Genomic DNA, 18,421 nt, shown 5'->3' on the forward strand with positions numbered 1-18,421 from the left:
ATTAATAATGTAACACCCCATATTATACTAGATCGAGCTGTATAAGAAAAACCATAATCAGCGATCAAGAAAAGTGATATACTGAGTCTTGTGAGTGCTTTACAACGTAACGAAGGAGCGTGAAAACGTGTCACAAGTCCGAATCGAGCGTGCGGATATGAAGCGGGATGATGCCGATCAATTCGTGGGATATACCGTATTTTCTATAGATGGACATGCCTCATCCTACGAGATCACCTTCCTGAGCAAGAACGGCCGGGATTGGGATTACAGTCTGAACTTTGCCGGGGAGCCGGGAATCGAGGAGCAGTTTCTCCAGATAGACGAACGGATCGAAAACGATGACGAGCTGTTTGACGATTTGCTGGATGCAGCCATTGATGCCAGCGAATTCGGGGAATCAGAGGCGGACTAAAGAAACGTATTTAAGAAACAAACCGTACACCTCTCTTAGATCGAGGCGTACGGTTTGTTTACATGCGGCAATGAGCGGGCCGGATAGCTTATCCTATTGTGATTCGTCCCTCGGGATGCCGGTACAGCTCCTTGTTATTCTTGCGGCTAAGCGCGTACGCAAGCGTTAGCGGTCCCAGCCGTCCGAGGAACATGAGCATGGCAATGGTAATCTTGCCAACCCCGGAGAGCTCGGTGGTAAGACCCATGGATAACCCGGCCGTGCCGAAGGCGGATACGGCTTCGAACAAAATCCTTAAGAATTCGCCTGATTCCGTAACGGACAGGAACATCGAGGCGCCTACCAATAGCAGCAGCGATAGAATCGTCAGCGTGATGGAGCGGTAAACCAGGGCTTGGGAGATGCGGTTGCGATAGAGCACCACATCGCGTTTTCCCTGAATCATCGTGACGACGGCACCGATCAGCACGGCAAAGGTAGTCACCTTGATGCCGCCTCCGGTCGATCCGGGGGCTGCCCCGATGAACATCAGGAGAATCATGAAGAACTGGGACGATTGCTCCAGACTCGCAATGTCCAGGGTGCTGACGCCTCCTGAACGGGGAGTGATCGATTGGAATATGGAAGCCATGATCTTTACCGGATACGAAAGAGGCCCCAAGGTTTTGGGATTGCTGTGCTCCAGGATAAAGATCATGACGGCCCCGATCACGATTAACAGGGACGTCACCGTCAAGACAACCTTGGAATGAAGCGAAAGCTTTTTGCATTTCGGATACTCGATGAGATCAAAGATAACGATGAAGCCGATGCCTCCAAGGAAAATCAGGAACATCACAATGATATTGACAAAAGGATCCGATACATAGGTGGCAAACCCTGAGAAGGGGCCGTGAATTTGGCCAAAGAGATCAAAGCCTGCATTGTTGAAGATGGAGATGCTCTGGAATATGCCGAAGTATGCCGCATCGGAAAGAGGCATGGTGGCAGAGAACCTGAGCGTCAGCAGCAAGGCGCCCGCGCCTTCTATGATCAGCGTGTAGACCAGCACTCTTCGGATGAGATCCACGATGCCTTGTATTTGGTATTGTCCCATCGCTTCCTGAAGGATCATGCGCTCCCGGAGCGAGATTCTACGGTTGAACATCAATGCAATCCAGGTAGCCGAGGTCATAAACCCCAAGCCGCCAAGCTGAACCAGCATAAGCATGACAATTTGTCCAAATATCGACCAGTGGGTGCCCGTATCCACGACGGTTAATCCCGTCACGCTAATGGCAGACACGGCCGTAAAGAGAGCATCTACCAGCGGAGTCGAAGTCCCGTCGGCGGTAGCGATAGGGAGCTTAAGCAGAAAAGTTCCGATCAGTGTGATCGATGCGAAACCGATTGCCAGAAATTTAGGAGGTGTCATTTGATTGCGTAGGTCTTTCTTTTTCATGCCGATTATCCTTTACCGAAAGTTTAATTTTGAAATCAATCTCTAATATAACACGAAAGGTGAATCATTTAACCATCATGAATTCGAACCGAGCACCGATTCCCGTTTTTATCCCGTTATTTATAGGGATTATAGCCATATCCTTTTCATCGATTTTCGTAAAATGGTCCGGCAGTCCCGTTTCCATTCAGGCCATGTACCGATTGGTGATCACGTTTCTGATCATGCTGCCGTTCGCGGGAAAGTACATGCCCGTTATCCGATCGCTGAAGCGCTCCGAAGTGCTTCTGCTGATTCTGTCCGGTGCGATGCTGGCCCTGCACTTTTTGTTATGGATGGGCTCCCTGAAGTGGACGAGCGTAGCCAGTTCTACGATCATCCTGGCCCTGCAGCCGGTATTCGTCATGATCGGCGCCTACATCTGGTTTAAGGAGAAAACGTCGCTGGCGGCCATAGGAGGTATGGCCATCGCCTTTCTCGGCGTGTTCCTACTCATTGGCAGCAGCGGTTTCAGCGGTAGCAAGGGACATCTGACCGGCGATATCATGTCTTTGCTGGGGACGGCCGCGGTGGCCGTCCATATGCTGCTCGGACAACTGCTGCTCAGAAGGCTGCCGTCATTCCTGTACAGCTGGCTGGTTTTTGCGGTAGCTGCTGCCGTATTGGCGGTATATAACGTGGGCATGCAGATTCCGCTGACCGGGTATTCTGCTCGCGAGTGGGGGATATTCGCCTTGTTGGCCGTCGTGCCCACGGTATTCGGTCATCTGTTATTCAATTGGCTGATGAAGTATGCGACTGCCTCCACCGTGTCGATGAGCGTTCTCGGAGAGCCGGTTGGAGCGAGTCTGCTGGCTTTTCTCCTGCTGAATGAGTCGATGAATTCGCTGCAAGCCGCAGGCGGAGCGCTGGTGCTGTTAGGGCTGGTATTGTTCTTGAAGGTCGGCAGAACCAAAAAGCAGCAGGTGGACGTCCAGCCTGAAGCGCTGGGCTGATCCCGCATTATTTTGCCTGGATAGACTAGTTCCCGCAAAATTAGCGCACACTGAACATTAAAAAGCCAAAATATTACAATTATGGAATAAAGGCTTAGAACGGGGGGCGCGCGTGAAAGCAGTCACTTATCAAGGCAGACATCGGATCAAAGTGAAGGAAATGAAAGACGCCGTTCTTCGGCACAGCGACGATATCTTGATTCGAGTCACCACCACGGCCATCTGCGGATCTGACTTGCATTTATATAACGGCGAGCTGAAGCATCTTAACGATGATTACATTATCGGCCATGAGCCGGTGGGGGTCGTCGTGGATGCAGGGCCGGAAGTAAGCAAGGTCAAAGTGGGGGATCGGGTGATCATTCCTTTTATCGTGTCTTGCGGCAAATGCATCTTCTGCCAGAATCAAATGGAAAGCCAATGCGATTATGCGAACGAAGCAAAGAATACCGGCGGTTTTTTTGGATACAGCGACGCGTACGGCGGCTTTCAAGGCGCGCAGGCGGAACTGCTGCGGGTACCTTACGGTAATTTCATGCCCTTTGTCATCCCGGAGGATGCCGAAATGGAGGATGAGAAGCTGCTCATGCTGTCCGATGCGCTGCCAACCGCCATGTGGAGCGTGGAGAACGGAGGAGTTAAGCCCGGCGATGTCGTCATTGTCCTCGGATGCGGCCCGATAGGATTGTTAACGCAGAAGTTTGCATGGCTGAAAGGAGCGAAGCGGGTCATCGCCATCGACCATGTGGACTACAGGCTGGCGCATGCCAGCCGCACCAATCATGTGGAAACCTACAACTTCGAGAAGATACCCGAGATCGAGAACTATATCCTTGAGATAACCAAGGGCGGCGCCGACGTGGTCATCGATTGCGTCGGCCTGGATGCCAAACGGACCGGCATCGAGATGCTGGGTAGCATGCTGAAGCTTCAGGGGGGCTCCTTGGGAGCTTTTCGCATGGCTGTGAGAATGGTGCGCAAATACGGGACCATCCAGCTCACGGGCGTATATGGGCTTATCTACAATGCATTTCCGCTAGGCGAACTGTTTGAACGCAATATTACGTTAAAAATGGGTCTTGCCCCGGTTATTCATTACATGCCCCGCCTGTATCAAATGTTGAAAGAGGGGACGGTGGATCCTTCGGATATCATTACCCACCGGTTTCCGATGGAGAAGGCTGCCCTTGGCTATGATATTTTCAATGAGAGGAAGGATGGCTGTATCAAAGTCATCCTGAAGCCTTAGGTCACGGCGATCCAACTAAAACGAGGAGCGTTTCGGTAGATGAGCAGCACGACCGGAACGCTTTTTTATTTGTATGGAAAAAAACGATCCCTGGCGTTGACAAGCCAGCAAGAAGTATTCATAGTAATGAAAAATAGAATTGTAGAGGGAGAGAGAGGAATCGAACACAGATGAGCACCAAGTCAGAACGGCTTCCCGCCGATATCGAGGGAAACCAGGCCAATTCCTATCTTCAAGGATTTAAGGATTGCATTCCAACTCTGTTGGGCTACCTGAGCATCGGTTTTGCGGCAGGCGTCGTCGAGCGTACCGCAGGTTTCAGCCTGCTCGAGATCGCGCTCCTTTCGCTGCTGCTCTATGCGGGCTCCGGACAATTCATAGCCGCGGGGATGGTAGCCGCCGCAAGCCCGGTCTTATCCATTATTGTCACGATATTTTTCGTAAATGCCAGGCATCTGCTGTTAAGCGCAGCGATTGCACCGTATTTTAAAGGGCTGTCCTCGGGAAAAAGCTTCTTCATCGGTTCCCTGCTAACCGACGAAACGTTTGGTGTGGCTGCAGCCAAGGCGGCCGAGCAGAAGAGACTGGGTTATCGGTGGATGGTCGGACTGAATATCACAGCGTATCTGTTCTGGTGTGCAGCGAACGTTGCGGGAGGTCTTGTCGGAGCATGGATACCGGAGCCGGAGAAGTTTGGCCTTGATTTTGCATTGCCTGGCATGTTTATTGGATTGCTGGCCCTGCAATGGATCAGCCGAAAGAAGTATAAACTGGACTTCATGGTGATTATGGTTGCCGCCGTTTCGGTGATCGCGGTCAGTACGATCATGCCGGGAAGCGCAGCGGTCATCGTTGCGATTATGGTCGCGGCTACGGCAGGGATGGTGATCGAACGATGGAAATAAGATGGCATATCGCCATACTGATTATCGGATGTGCTGTCGTCACCCTGATTCCAAGGGTTCTGCCGCTCATGATTCTGAGCAAGCTCCGCATTCCGGAATTGATGATCCGTTGGCTGGATCATGTACCGATCGCGGTCATGGCGGCGCTATTAGCGCAGGAGCTGCTCGTCAGTGATGGACGCGTGGATCCGGGGGGCCATACACTGGAACTGATAGCGGCTGTCCCTGCTTTTCTGACCGCATTTCTTACGAAAAGCCTGTTTGCCACCGTCATTGTGGGGATCCTGACGTTGGTGGGGCTCCGCTTGCTGATCTGACCAAACGAAGCGTTATGCATGAGATGTTGTTCATAGCCTAACCGGAACGCTTAAAAAACGGCCGTATTCCTTGGAATGACGAGGAGTACGGCCGTTTTATGTTCATTTGCTACTGGTCCCTATGGGAAAGGGAAACTAGGATGTGCCAAGCCAGTGACGGTAGGTTTCTTCCATGCCTTCTTCCAGGCTGAACAACGGACTCCACCGCAGCCGCTCCCGGGTCCTTTCATTATTCAGGCAGCTGTGCCGAATATCGCCGATCTTCGCAGGTAGATAATCGACATCGATGCGGTCTGGGTGCAGCCGGCTGATGAGATCGACGATCGTATTGACGGAATGGTCGGTGCCGGTGCTAACATGAAGCACACTCTGATCACCATGAAGGATGGAGGCAAGGTTGGCGTCAACCACATCTTTGACATAAATGAAATCCCGGGTTTGCAGACCATCGCCGTATATTGGGAGCGGCGCGCCTTGATACAGTCGTTCGCCGAAGACCGCCACGACGCCGCCTTCTCCCTTTGCGGTCTGACCCGGCCCGTAGACGTTTCCATAACGAAGAATGGTGTATTGCAGGCCGAAGAAGCGATGATAAAGACGGATATATTGTTCGCCTGCTACTTTCGATAGCGCATAGAAGGAGACCGGGTTAACCGGATCGTCTTCCGTTAGCTGAGATCTCTCGAGGTCTCCATACACACCGGCTGTCGAAGCAAACACGATCTTACGAACGCCAGCCTTACGGCAAGCGTCCAGTATGTTTAGGGTACCCATGACATTGGCATCCGCATCAAGCCGAGGTTCCTGGATCGATCGTTGCACATCGGCCTGTGCTGCTAAATGAAATACGACATCGGGCTTCAGCACCGAGATGTATGCCGTTGTCTGCTGACTGTTTACGTCAGCTACATGTAAAATCGCCTCACTGTGAAGGCGACCTGGTTCTCCGGTTGTCAGGTTATCAATTACATGGACTTCATAGCCTTGATTAACGAGTCCGTTCACCAGGTGGGAGCCGATGAAGCCCGCTCCGCCGGTTACAACCATCTTCATGCATAAACCCTCCAGCCTTTGATTGGGATGCATTATCCTACGTGGTACGGATGGATCATGCATTGGACACTTGACGGGGGAGCGAAGGAATGGGCGGATTAGATCGGTGTTTACATTCCTGTTATAATGGAAGCTGCAAATTAACATTACTTTTACAAAAGAGGGAATGGGAAATGGAACGCTACCTTGAACAAAGGTTGAAATTATGTGTACTCGTTTTTTTGACGCTCTTAGTCAAGCTGATCCTTCTAAGAGTGTTTCTGTTTAATGGGATTGCATGGGGGAAGGTGCTTACCGATGCACTGTCGCTCCTCGCCCTGATTAGCTTTCTGGAACTGCTGCTGCCGGTCAGAGGGAAAAAGACGGTCTATGTGATCCTAAATGTCGTCTTATCTTTCATCATGTTTGCATCGGCTGTTTATAACGTTCATTTTGGGTCCATACCGACGTATACCGCGCTTGCGGGTATCGGTCAAGTAAATCAGGTACGGGCCAGCATTACGGCTTTGCTAGAGCCGGAGCATTTTCTATTCTTCCTGGACCTGCTGCTCCTGCTGGTCATATGGGTGGTCCGGAAAATACGTTCACGCTCCCAAAGGGGCTTGCATTTCGGTGGAGCTCGTTCCGGATATTCCGTAACCTACTCACGCAGGCCTGGTCTGATGTGGCGTACTTCCATGACCGTTGTTCTTATCGTAGCGGTTGTTCTGTCCGGACTGATCATTCGTAAAGAATGGGGAATCGAGAATGAAATCGTGCGGGCGGAGCAAATGGGGTTCATGAACTACCAGGTGTCTGCTGTCGTACGTAACTCGCAGGAGAAACGTGCGCTGGCCGAGGGAAGTCTGCAGGACACCATCCTGCGGTCCCAGCAGCTGCTGGCGACGTATCCTTACGTCAAGGAAGCAAAGGATAAGCCGGACTATTTCGGCGCTGCAAAAGGCAAAAATCTGATCATCGTCCAGATGGAGTCCTTGCAGAACTTTCCGGTGGGTCAATCCCTGAACGGCCAGGAACTGACACCGGTGATGAACGAGCTTGCGGATGGCGGCCTGTATTTCCCCCACGTCTTCCAACAGATCGGCCAAGGCAATACATCGGATGCCGAATTTGCGGTGAATACCTCGATCTATCCGACAGGAACGGTTGCCATGTCCACCGGTTTCGGAAATAAAGAGCTGCCGGGCCTTCCGCGGCTCTTGAACAAGCATGGCTATGCAACCGGCACATTCCACGTGAATGACGTGAAGTTCTGGGATCGCAGCAAGATGTACCCGGCGCTTGATTTTCAGCATTATTACGACAAGCCGTATTTTACGAATGATAACTTCAATGAATTCGGTCCTTCCGATGAAGAGCTGTTCCGAGTCGGCGTAGACAAGCTGCTGGAGAACCAACAGCAGAATAAACCTACCTATGCCCATTACATCACGGTCTCCAATCATTCTCCATACCATGTAAAGGATGAATTCGCGAAGATCACCTTGCCTGCCGAGCTTGAAGGGACCCATTTGGGAAACTATCTGAAGTCGGTGAACTATTCCGATTATGCGCTGGGAACGCTGGTAGACCGTCTGAAGGAGAACGGGCTGTGGGATGAAACCGTCCTGGTCGTATATGGAGATCACTTCGGCATCAATCCGGCAGAAGCGGACGCGGAGATGATCTCGTCAACGCTGGGCATTCCTTACCATGAGCGCGTCAGTCGATTTAACATTCCGCTCATCATTCATGTTCCCGGCATGAAGGAAGGGAAGGTCGTTGAGCAGGTAGGGGGACAGGTGGATATTCTGCCTACCGTCGCAAACCTTCTGGGCGTCTCGCTCGATGAGGAGGGGTTTAACGCGTTTGGGCATGACCTGCTGAACGTGGACCGCAACGTTATAGGAATGAGGTATTATTTGCCGACGGGATCATTCTTTAACAACGACATTCTGTTCGTGCCGGGAGACGGGTTTGAGGACGGTACCGCAGTATCCTTGAAGACGCTTGAGCCCGTAACGGATTTCGAAAAATACCGCAGCGATTACGACTATATATTGCAGCTGATGAAAATGTCCGATGAGTACGTGAAAATGCTGCCCAAGCGGGCACCGTAAAGCCAACAATTCGATAAAATAGGAAAGGGATTGTTTCATTAAGCCGGAAACTGGCTTTGATGAAACAGTCCCTATTTTTTGCGGAGGCTTCAGTGGAGGATTGCCTCACTTTCGTGGCCTGTGCTATTATTATCCTTATTGTTAACCTATTTATTATTAAAAATGGTTGACAATCAGAATGGAGAGGGAGATTTTGATTATGACAACACAAACCCATTACGATTGGTTGACGCTGGCGGATCGGGTCGTGAAAGGACATGAAGTGACCCGGGCCGAAGCCTTGGCGGTTCTGAACAGCGAGGACGGGGAGCTTCTGAACATTATGCAGGCCGCCTATCACATTCGTCGCGAGTATTATGGAAACAAGGTCAAGCTGAACATGATCGTGAACACGAAATCCGGCCTCTGTCCTGAGGATTGCGGATATTGCTCCCAGTCCATCGTGTCGGAAGCGCCCATCGAAAAATACGCATGGCTGACCAAGGACAAAATTCTGGAAGGCGCGCGCGAGTCGATTCGCCGTAAAGCGGGAACTTATTGCATCGTGGCATCCGGACGCCGACCTTCTAATCGGGAGATTGATCATGTAGCCGAAGCGGTGAAGGAGATTACCCGGACGACCGATCTGAAGGTGTGCTGCTGCCTGGGCTTCTTGAATGAGGAACATGCGCGCAAGCTCGCCGATGCCGGGGTCCATCGATACAACCATAATCTGAATACTTCCAAAGATAATTACGGGAATATTACGACTACGCATACATACGATGACCGGCTGGACACGGTGAAGCAGGCAAGCTCTTCCGGAATGTCCCCTTGCTCCGGAGCGATTTTCGGAATGGGGGAGAGTTTAGAAGAACGGGTGGAGATTGCGTTTGCTCTGAAATCGCTTGGAGCGGATTCGATTCCATGCAATTTTCTGAATGCGATCGAGGGAACCCCTCTGGAAGGACGCAGGGAATTGACACCGATGATGTGTTTGAAGATTCTTGCCATGATGCGGTTTGTTAACCCGACGAAGGAGATACGGATTGCAGGGGGACGGGAAGTGAACCTGCGATCCCTTCAACCCCTTGGCCTGTACGCGGCGAACTCCATATTCATCGGCGATTATTTAACGACAGAAGGCCAGGCTCATACGGCCGACTGGGGATTGATTGAAGACCTTGGGTTTGAAATTGAAGAAAACGCGCTGTCGTGATGTATTGACAATTAGGTGCGGAGCACATACTATATACCCGTAGGGGTAGGATTGGCGATTTTTTAAGCCCGTGATCTTACCGCCATGGATCATGCTGAAACACATGATATTGATGGGGGAATGCTTCGTGCTGATTGCATCTGCCGCACTGATAATCTTTATATCCGGTCTCTACTACCGGAGGTATGTACCTATAACAGGTTTGCGCTTCATGAAGTGCAGTGATCTTCGTCTGGCACAGAAGGAATGCCCGAATCTGAAAGTGCTTGATGTACGCGATGTGTCCGAATTTATGGAATGTCCGAGGAAAGAGACCATCAACATCTCGCTTGGAAGGTTGCCGTATGTGTGGGAGAAGGAGCTCAAGCCAGATGATTCCGTAGTTATCGTAACGCCCAAGCGCTCGGATGGAATCCTGGCTGCGCGCAAGCTGAAGAAGGCCGGCTTTACTTCGCTTTTTTATTTGCAGGAAGATTGCACGGCGTGCAATTCCGTGCAGCGCGCATCGATGAATTGATCCCAATCTGATCAGCAGGTTCATGCTGGTCTTTTTTTTTGCAAAAGTTGAACGCCTTAACGGTTTGACAATGATAATCGTTATCATTTAGAATGGTATATAGTTCGTTTAATTAGGCATATTTTCGCTAAGGGAGTGTTTATGGATATGTTGATCGAGACTAAAACGATTATTGTTAAAGCAGGCACCTCCAACCTGGTCGTGGAACGTTTCAGCAAGCCAGGACCCATTGAAGAAATTGAAGGGTTTATCGATCTGAACGTTCTTGTGAAGAATGCGAAACGTACCGACGAAACGGAAGAAGTTATCGTGATGATCCGCTGGGAGTCGAAAGAAGCGTGGAAACGCTGGGAAACCAGTCCCGCGCACATCCAAGGACACCGCGACAACCGCGGAAAGCCGCAGCCTGAGCATGTCATCAGCTCCAGCCACGGCATGTACGAGGTCATGGCATCCAAAGGGCCGAGACCGGTTCAACAGGCATAATCATTCTCTATATTCCAGAAGAAGCGGCTGCTGCAGCCGCTTCTTCTTTTTTAGTTACCTTGTCGATTCTAAGGGGCTGACAGGGGTTAAAACGACGGAATTTAGGGAACCGTAAAGGGATGAAAGGCAAGAACAACTAATCATTCCACCTTCTGCTGGGAGGAAGTCAACCATGTATCATCTGTACAGCCATAACGATTTGGATGGCGTCGGCTGCGGCATCATCGCCAAATGCGCCTTCGGTGAAGGAATCGATGTCCGTTACAACTCCATTCACGGATTGAATCAACAAGTCGAAAGGTATTTGAACCGGACCTCCGTACAGGAGAACCCATACGATATGCTGTTCATTACGGATTTGTCGGTATCTCCTGACATCGAGAAGGAATTGAACGTGTTTGTCGAAGAAGGGGGACAGGTGCAGCTTATCGATCACCATAAAACAGCCCTCCACCTCAATGAACACAGCTGGGGACAAGTGGATGTAACGCATCGGGACGGCCGCTTGGCATCGGCAACCTCGCTGTTCTATGAATATTTAATCGAGCATGGACATCTCGGCAGAACCGAAGCGCTGGACGAATTCGTTGAGCTGGTGCGTCTCTATGATACATGGGAATGGGAAGAGGGCGGCAAGATCGAGGCTAAGCGCTTGAATGACTTGTTCTACATGTTGTCCCTGGACGAATTCGAGAGCAAGATGTCTGAGCGCCTCCGGGAATCGCACGAGGGCTTCTTCTTTGATGAATTTGAACAGAAAATCCTGGACATGGAAGAGAATAAAATCGAGCGTTACATTCGCCGCAAGCAGCGGGAACTCATTCAAACCTTCGTCGAGGAGCATTGCGTCGGCATCGTTTACGCCGAATCCTATCATTCCGAGCTTGCCAGCGAGCTGGGAACGAGCTATCCCCATCTTGACTACATCGCGATACTGAATATGGGCGGAAGAAAAATGAGCCTTCGAACCATTCATGATTTTGTGGACGTGTCCGAAGTGGCGATGCGGTATGGCGGTGGCGGCCATGCCAAGGCTGCGGGGTGCACCATTACAGAGGATGTGTATCAATTGTTTGCGGCGGACTCGTTTGAGCTGGAACCGATCCGGTTCGATGCTTCGCGCAATCATTTCAATATCAAAGGAAGCGAGTCCGGCGTGCTGTACGAAAGCTGGGGCGAGGATTTGCTGTTTGTTTACGCTTATGCCGGGGAATGGGTGATCGAGTGGAACGGAGAACCTCTCCCATTCCGGTTCAGGTCGTTCGAGGAAGCAGAGCGGCATATGAAGCGCCAGTACGGGGTCTGGTTGTCCCGGGATGACGTATTTGTGAAGATGCTGAAGGAACAATGGATCCGAAACCGTACCCATGAGCGTCCAGGCTTGCCGCCGGATATGGATGAGGAGAAATTAATGGAAGATCTGTAGACGGATCAGCAGGAAGAATGATCTCGCACGATGCGCTGTATTGTGAAGACAGGAGGAATATTCGGTGAAAAAAATGATCGCCGGCTGGGCCCTAGCCCTGCTGACGGCAGGTATCCTCGCTTGGAGTCAAACGCAGAGCCATTCCGAGCCCTCCATTCCCTCGGCGGTTCACAGCAAAGAACTGCTGAAGGATGTTCCCGTACCATGGTCCGCCACAAAAAACACGATTCGGTTGAATACATCCGATCCAGTAAGTGCGGCCGTACTGACTTCCAAGACGCTGTGGCAGTCCACGAACGTGCACAGCCGCCCGCAGACCGTGATCCTCGTGGATTCCGCTCACTGGTCGATCGCGGCTGTCAGCGTCGATCTGACCCAGCTTAGCGAGGGGCCTTTACTCTTCGTTGAAGAAGGGGGGATCCCGAAGGAAACCTTGGAAGAGCTGAGACGGCTGAAGCCGAGGGGGGCGGAGCACAACAAGGGGATTGAGATCATTACCGTCGGTCCGATCTCGGATCAGGTGATGAAAGAGCTGAACGGACTTGAATACAAGGCCGATCACATTCCTGCCGGGGAAGCCGCGGAAGCGGCAGCAGCAATTGATGCCTATGCTTCCAGGGTAAATGGTTCAGTACCGACCTCGGTTATTGTCGGATCGATGGAACGGCCCGACTATACGCTGCCCGCGGTAAGCTGGATTGCCCATATGCCGGAAACGATGCTGTATGTCAGCGAGAAGGACGTGCCCGAAGAGACGGCGCAGGCCCTAAGGCAGCGTAACGGGAAGGCGAATATCTACGTCATCGGACCTGAAAAGGTGGTGTCCCAGGCCGTTGAAGACGAGCTGCGGCAATATGGGAAGGTAACGCGCATATCCGGAGACGATCCGTATGAGAATGCCATTCATTTTGCCCAGTATCATGATCCCGGGACGGGTTTTGGCTGGGGAGTACAATCGCCGGGATACAGTTTCTCCTTCTCGAGGCCGGACTCGCCGGCATTGTCCATTGCGGCCGCTCCATTGTCCCATATGGGTAAACACGCCCCTCTATTGTTTACGGAGCGCGACGGAGTGCCACGCTCGATTGCGAAGTATGTTGACTCGATCAGGCAACAGAGTGACGCCTCCAAAGTGGAAACTCCCTATAATCATGCCTGGATCATCGGAGATGAACAGACCCTGACCACCAAGCTCCAGAGTGAGATTGATGAAATTCTGGATGCGCCTGCAGGACATGACTAATGGAGCCGCAAATGGCATTGGCAGATGAAGCTGCATATGGAATGCAAAAAGAAACCGTTCCTCGTAATTGGCGGGCCGCACGTCCCTAGTTCCGAGAAACGGTTCTTTTTGCATGTTTGAAGTACGATGGGGGAATGATCCGCATGCAGCACCATCAATAGAAAAAAGAGGGCATCCCTCGAGATCCAGGATCTTTTGGGACGCCCTCTTTGATATTGGTGATATGTTCGTGATAGCGAACGATGATCGACGGTACACGTTCACCCCAGATTTTCGCGAGACTTAAGCGTACCAGCCCCATATGAAGATGAACAGCGTTCCGAAGATGGTAACCAGCCCTACGAACAGGGCGAACGCGATGTTGATATAGACGGACTTTTTGTCTTCGCTTTCCCCGACGTGCATGAACAGCATAAGCTGAACGGCCGCCTGCAGAATCGCGGTGACCAGCAGAACGGCCACTTTCGAAGCTGCCGGCATATCCAGCAGAACGACGAGCGCGACAGCTGAAAGGACGAGGGACGATATATAACCCGCTACATGCTTAATTGGAAACAGCTGTTTTAACATGTCACATCAGTCCTTTCAGATACACGAAGCTGAAAATGAAGATCCACACAACGTCCAGGAAGTGCCAGTAGAGCGAGAAGATAAAGGACTTGTTGGCTGTGGAATGATCCAGTCCATGCTTTTTAAGTTGAATCAGAATGGCGGTTCCCCACAGGAGACCGAAGGTTACGTGAGCTCCGTGCGTGCCAAGCAATGTGAACAAGCTGGAGGAGAAGGCGCTGGTTGAGAGCGTTACTCCTTCATGAACATAGGTGAAGAATTCAAAGATCTCGATCCCGAGGAATCCCGCACCCAGCAGCAGGGTGATGACCATGAAGATCATCATCTGCTTTTTCAGGCCCAGACGCATCGCATGAACAGCCAAACCGATGGTGAAGCTGCTCGTTAAGAGCAGGAACGTCTCGAGCAGGACCGGCGTAATTTCAAAGATTTCCGCTCCGCTCGGACCGCTGGCAAAGCGGTTCACGAGAACGAAGTAGACGGTAAACAAGGTAGCAAAGAGCGCAATTTCAGCTCCGAGGAACAGCCAGAAGCCGAATATACGATTGCGGTTTTCCTCTGTTCCATATTCCAGCGGCTGAGTGGCATCTATTTTCATACCGTATCACCCCGCAGTTTCTGTTCGGTTTGAACAATCTCTTCAACCGGAATGTAATACCCGTGATCACGGTCGAAGGACATGGTAGCCATAATAATCAATACCGCGATACCGGCAACGATGGATGGAATCCACCAGCTGAATACCAGGAAGAAGCCCAGGAAGAAGAAGGCGATGCCCAGTATAAATGGTTTTCCGGTGTTGCTTGGCATGTGAATCTTCGTGATTTTCTCGTCCGAAAGCGGCTCGTTGTTTTTCTTGGAGAACCAGAAGGCATCACGGCCTTTGACTTTCGGCGTTACCGCAAAATTGTAAACAGGAACCGGACTTGGCGTCGACCATTCCAGTGATCGTGCATCCCATGGATCTCCCGTTTTGTCGCGCGGCTCGTAACGTGTACTCCAGTAAATGTTGTACACCAGAAGGATGAATCCGATCGCCAGGCCGACCGCGCCGACCATCGACAGCATATTCAGCGGACCAAAGCCAGTTTCGGCCGAATACGTGTACGTACGGCGGGTCATCCCCATAAGTCCCAGGAAGAACATCGGGAAGAACGTTACGTTAAATGAGATGGCAATGAACCAGAATGCGATTTTGCCAAGCTTTTCGTTCAGACGGAAGCCGAACACTTTAGGGAACCAGTAATGGAAACCGGCAATGACGGCGAATACGGCGCCTGGAATGAGCACATAGTGGAAGTGGGCAACCAGGAACATCGTATTGTGATACTGATAGTCGGCACTGGCCATCGCCAGCATGACGCCGGTTACGCCGCCGATCGTGAAGATCGGAATAAAGGCAAGCGAGTAGAGCATCGGCGTCGTAAAGCTGATTCGACCCTTGCGAAGCGTGAAGAGCCAGTTGAATATTTTGATCCCGGTCGGTACGGCAATCGCCATCGTCGTGATGGAGAAGAAACCGTTGACCATGGCCCCTTGACCCATCGTGTAGAAATGGTGGGCCCATACCAGGAAGGACAATCCGGAAATAATCGCCATACTCAATACCATGGAGCTGTAACCATACAGGTTCTTTTTGGAGAACGCTGAGATGATCTCGCTGAAAATACCGAATGCCGGCAGAATAACGATATATACCTCAGGGTGACCCCATACCCAGAACAGGTTGGCCCAGAGCATATCCATGCCCCCGTTGGCCATCGTGAAGAATTGCGAGCCGAAGATGCGGTCGAACATCATAAGCAGAAGCGCAATCGTAAGCACAGGGAAAGCAAAGATAATGATGACGCAAGTGATCAATACCGACCACGTAAACATTGGCATGCGCATCAGGGTCATACCCGGCGCGCGCATTTTCAGGATGGTTACGATAAAGTTAAGGCCTGTCAGCAAAGTACCAATCCCTGAAATCTGAAGCGACAGAGAGTAGTAGTTGTTGCCGACCGTCGGACTGAATTCGATACTGGCCAGCGGGAAGTAAGCGGACCAGCCGGCATCAGGCGATCCTCCGATAACGAAGGAAATGTTGAACAGCATCGCTCCGGCGAAGAACAGCCAGAAGCTGATTGCGTTCAGTTTAGGGAATGCAACGTCACGGGCACCGATCTGGAGCGGAACGATGACGTTCATCAGACCGAAAATAAACGGCATGGCCATAAAGAGGATCATGATGACCCCGTGAGTCGTGAATACTTCATTATAATGCTGCCCGGTCAGAAACTTCATCTCCGGTGCGGCGGTTTGCGCACGCATCATGATTGCGTCGACGCCCCCGCGGAACAGCATGATCAATGCACAGATGATGTACATGACGCCAATTCTTTTGTGATCCACGGTCGTCAGCCATTCCCGCCACATATATCCCCACTTCTTGTAATAGGTCAAACCGAAGAGGATTGCGAGCGAGACGAGCACGATACTCACCATGGCGCCGTAAATTAACGGATCACCGGTAACGAAAAATTCGTCCCATTTCATAAAGGCCTAGCTCCTTTCTGGATGTATGAAGTAGATCGGGTGAACAACGTTTCACTCACCGATTTAATGTCCATCATGTTGATGATTTGGGCTTTCTTCAGCCGGGAAGTTCGGCAGCGGTTCGTTTGGATCCACGTTCGTTTCGCTGTCAAATTCCGTTTCTTCCGTTGTTGCAGGATCCGGGTGGACGTCTTTATGGTCCTGATGCTCCTCATTGCCGTTGACGTCACCGCCATGGTGATGGTCTTCGGATGGCGGCTGGCTGAATTCCAGATGCGTGTTGGAGAAAGTCATCCGACCGACATGCGCGGTATCCAGAAGCTTCTTGAACTCATCTTCCTTCAGTTCAGGCGCGGTGTCCTTTACATCCTTAACCCACTCATCGTACTCGGCAGAGGTCATGGCAAGAGCTTCGAACTCCATATGGGCAAAACCTTCGCCGTTGAAGTTCGCGTTACGGCCCATCATCGAACCCGGTACGTCGGCAACCATGTTCAGCTTGGTGATCATGTCGCTCATCGCGTACTTCTGTCCGTGAAGCTGAGGAATCCAGAAGCTTGTGATCGGACCGAACGAATACAGTCTGAACTCGATCGGACGATTGGTCGGAATGTTGACGTAATTAACGGTTTCGATTCCTTCTTCCGGATAGCTGAAGTGCCATTTCCAGTTGGAAGAGGAAGCGTAAATAACCAGAGGCTTTTGGTTCTCATAACCTTCAGGCACATTCTCGACGGCCACCGTCGTTTTGACGGTTACGACCGAGAGCACGGCAACGATCAGAATCGGAATGGCAGTCCACAGAATTTCCAGCCATTTGTTGCCCTCTTCATGAGGCGGCTCGTAACCTTCGTTGGATTTCTTGGCTCGATATTTGGTGAGCATGTAGATATAGAGCGCGTAAACTACCGCTAGAATTCCGACCATCATGAGAATAGAGAATATGATTGTATCGGATAGGGTTCTGGCAGCCGGTCCTTTCGGATCTAATACCGTGAGCGAGCTGCATCCCGATAAGAGCAAGGTAAAGCATAAAAACATTGCAAATAACGGCCCTCTTTTGTTCATGATGTACCCCTTTCCTTGAAACGTTCGTTCGATTCAATGTTACTGACACATCTATAGTAGGAAGTTCCGGTCGGCTTTGCAAAACACATAAACTTGTATAATTAACAAATAAATCCACATTCGTGTCAATGTATGTAATTTTATGTGTTCAATTTGTTACAAAAGAGTACGGTTGTGAGCGAAATCATTGTAGTGGCGCGGTTTTGAGGCAGTTCATACTTTGTTCAAATATTCACGAGAGTTACCAGTTTCGTCACAATTCCGGGCCTGTTTTTCACCGCAATCGGCCCCTAAACCTACCGAATAAATCCCAGTATTGATAAGGGGTTAGACGTGCATGTATAATTTTTCACAATAAATCCGAAGCCGATTTTTATTTCCAGTTTACTTATTTAACCAAAAGGCTCGAAGAGGCTTGTGATATGTTATAACCAAAAAATTGGAACGAGATATTTTGCTGGGAATTGTGAAACGCTTGATAGGAAAGAGAGGGGAGCCAGTGAGGTCGTTCTGGATATGGTTTTTATTTCTTGTTTTGAGCTGGCTGTGCGCCTTCGTCCCTGTACTGCAGCATGTTGATCCGGATCCATTGCCTTGGCGATTAGGGAGCAGCGCCATTTTTTTCGCGGGCTTTTTTTGGCGCCATTATACCGTGCCAGGCCTGCAATGCTATTTGTCACACTGCTCGCAACGTCGGTATTTTCGGTAATCTCCTTGTGGCCCGCGAGTACGGATGCAACGAACCCGTACGATATTTGCGATGAAAGCTGAGAGAACTCGATGAAAGTGAGTGTTCTTCAAAGTTTGCTCGACGGACTTCTCAGCATGGTTAATTGCTGCTCATCGGGGTATTGTGCATGGGTATTGGGATCAATCTGATGGAACGGCGTCATGTGTAGGC

The 18,421-nt window shown here is 50.9% G+C and carries 17 protein-coding genes; 11 read left to right on the plus strand and 6 right to left on the minus strand.

Annotated features, from left to right (window positions below):
- Positions 1-127: 127 nt before the first annotated feature.
- Positions 128-415, plus strand: coding sequence for a hypothetical protein (locus tag GYMC10_RS12400; RefSeq protein WP_009589418.1), 288 nt, complete (start codon positions 128-130; stop codon positions 413-415).
- An 88-nt stretch (positions 416-503) separates the two neighbouring features.
- Here GYMC10_RS12400 and GYMC10_RS12405 read toward each other — a convergent pair whose 3' ends face one another.
- Positions 504-1,856, minus strand: coding sequence for a TrkH family potassium uptake protein (locus GYMC10_RS12405; RefSeq protein ID WP_015734763.1), 1,353 nt, complete (start codon positions 1,854-1,856; stop codon positions 504-506).
- A gap of 77 nt (positions 1,857-1,933) precedes the next feature.
- On the opposite strand from GYMC10_RS12405, the gene GYMC10_RS12410 reads away from it, so the two are divergent.
- The 4 genes from GYMC10_RS12410 to GYMC10_RS12425 all read left to right on the plus strand — a co-directional run bounded on the left by GYMC10_RS12410 (position 1,934) and on the right by GYMC10_RS12425 (position 5,322).
- Positions 1,934-2,851: a DMT family transporter gene (locus GYMC10_RS12410; RefSeq protein WP_015734764.1), complete on the plus strand. Its 918-nt coding sequence runs from the start codon at positions 1,934-1,936 to the stop codon at positions 2,849-2,851.
- A 112-nt stretch (positions 2,852-2,963) separates the two neighbouring features.
- Positions 2,964-4,100: a zinc-dependent alcohol dehydrogenase gene (locus GYMC10_RS12415; RefSeq protein WP_015734765.1), complete on the plus strand. Its 1,137-nt coding sequence runs from the start codon at positions 2,964-2,966 to the stop codon at positions 4,098-4,100.
- Positions 4,101-4,270: 170 nt separating this feature from the next.
- Positions 4,271-5,005 (plus strand): AzlC family ABC transporter permease, encoded by a 735-nt coding sequence (locus GYMC10_RS12420; protein ID WP_015734767.1) that lies wholly within the window; start codon positions 4,271-4,273, stop codon positions 5,003-5,005.
- The gene (locus GYMC10_RS12425) at positions 4,996-5,322 is read left to right on the plus strand and encodes an AzlD domain-containing protein (RefSeq protein ID WP_009589408.1); all 327 of its coding nucleotides are present in this window, start codon (positions 4,996-4,998) and stop codon (positions 5,320-5,322) included. Before GYMC10_RS12420 ends, GYMC10_RS12425 begins: the two co-directional genes overlap by 10 nt.
- 135 nt (positions 5,323-5,457) lie before the next feature.
- Here the strand turns inward: GYMC10_RS12425 and GYMC10_RS12430 are convergent, their stop codons facing one another.
- Positions 5,458-6,375, minus strand: coding sequence for an NAD-dependent epimerase/dehydratase family protein (locus tag GYMC10_RS12430; RefSeq protein ID WP_015734768.1), 918 nt, complete (start codon positions 6,373-6,375; stop codon positions 5,458-5,460).
- A gap of 173 nt (positions 6,376-6,548) precedes the next feature.
- Here GYMC10_RS12430 and GYMC10_RS12435 point away from each other — a divergent pair, with 173 nt between their 5' ends.
- From GYMC10_RS12435 to GYMC10_RS12460, 6 genes are all read left to right on the plus strand, one after another.
- The gene (locus GYMC10_RS12435) at positions 6,549-8,474 is read left to right on the plus strand and encodes an LTA synthase family protein (RefSeq protein ID WP_015734769.1); all 1,926 of its coding nucleotides are present in this window, start codon (positions 6,549-6,551) and stop codon (positions 8,472-8,474) included.
- Between the two features lie 196 nt (positions 8,475-8,670).
- Entirely contained in the window at positions 8,671-9,672 is a 1,002-nt protein-coding gene (bioB, locus tag GYMC10_RS12440; protein WP_187293027.1) for a biotin synthase BioB, read from the plus strand.
- A gap of 127 nt (positions 9,673-9,799) precedes the next feature.
- Positions 9,800-10,189 carry a rhodanese-like domain-containing protein gene (locus tag GYMC10_RS12445; RefSeq protein ID WP_015734771.1) on the plus strand — a complete coding sequence of 130 codons (390 nt, stop codon included), beginning with the start codon at positions 9,800-9,802 and terminating at the stop codon, positions 10,187-10,189.
- A gap of 147 nt (positions 10,190-10,336) precedes the next feature.
- Complete coding sequence (locus tag GYMC10_RS12450; RefSeq protein ID WP_036665294.1) at positions 10,337-10,675, plus strand: antibiotic biosynthesis monooxygenase; 339 nt, start codon at positions 10,337-10,339, stop codon at positions 10,673-10,675.
- 172 nt (positions 10,676-10,847) lie between these two features.
- Positions 10,848-12,101 carry a DHH family phosphoesterase gene (locus GYMC10_RS12455; RefSeq protein WP_015734773.1) on the plus strand — a complete coding sequence of 418 codons (1,254 nt, stop codon included), beginning with the start codon at positions 10,848-10,850 and terminating at the stop codon, positions 12,099-12,101.
- 73 nt (positions 12,102-12,174) lie between these two features.
- Positions 12,175-13,344: a cell wall-binding repeat-containing protein gene (locus GYMC10_RS12460; RefSeq protein WP_261979743.1), complete on the plus strand. Its 1,170-nt coding sequence runs from the start codon at positions 12,175-12,177 to the stop codon at positions 13,342-13,344.
- Between the two features lie 282 nt (positions 13,345-13,626).
- Here GYMC10_RS12460 and qoxD read toward each other — a convergent pair whose 3' ends face one another.
- From qoxD to qoxA, 4 genes are all read right to left on the minus strand, one after another.
- Positions 13,627-13,914, minus strand: a complete 288-nt coding sequence (gene qoxD / locus GYMC10_RS12465; RefSeq protein WP_009589381.1) for a cytochrome aa3 quinol oxidase subunit IV — start codon at positions 13,912-13,914, stop codon at positions 13,627-13,629.
- Position 13,915: 1 nt separating this feature from the next.
- The gene (qoxC, locus tag GYMC10_RS12470; protein WP_009589471.1) at positions 13,916-14,512 is read right to left on the minus strand and encodes a cytochrome aa3 quinol oxidase subunit III; all 597 of its coding nucleotides are present in this window, start codon (positions 14,510-14,512) and stop codon (positions 13,916-13,918) included.
- Positions 14,509-16,452 (minus strand): cytochrome aa3 quinol oxidase subunit I, encoded by a 1,944-nt coding sequence (gene qoxB / locus GYMC10_RS12475; protein WP_009589459.1) that lies wholly within the window; start codon positions 16,450-16,452, stop codon positions 14,509-14,511. Before qoxB ends, qoxC begins: the two co-directional genes overlap by 4 nt.
- A gap of 63 nt (positions 16,453-16,515) precedes the next feature.
- The gene (gene qoxA / locus GYMC10_RS12480) at positions 16,516-17,520 is read right to left on the minus strand and encodes a cytochrome aa3 quinol oxidase subunit II (RefSeq protein ID WP_015734775.1); all 1,005 of its coding nucleotides are present in this window, start codon (positions 17,518-17,520) and stop codon (positions 16,516-16,518) included.
- Positions 17,521-18,421: the final 901 nt, after the last annotated feature.

The organism is Paenibacillus sp. Y412MC10 (assembly GCF_000024685.1).
Taxonomy (GTDB): Bacteria; Bacillota; Bacilli; order Paenibacillales; family Paenibacillaceae; genus Paenibacillus_AQ; species Paenibacillus_AQ lautus_A.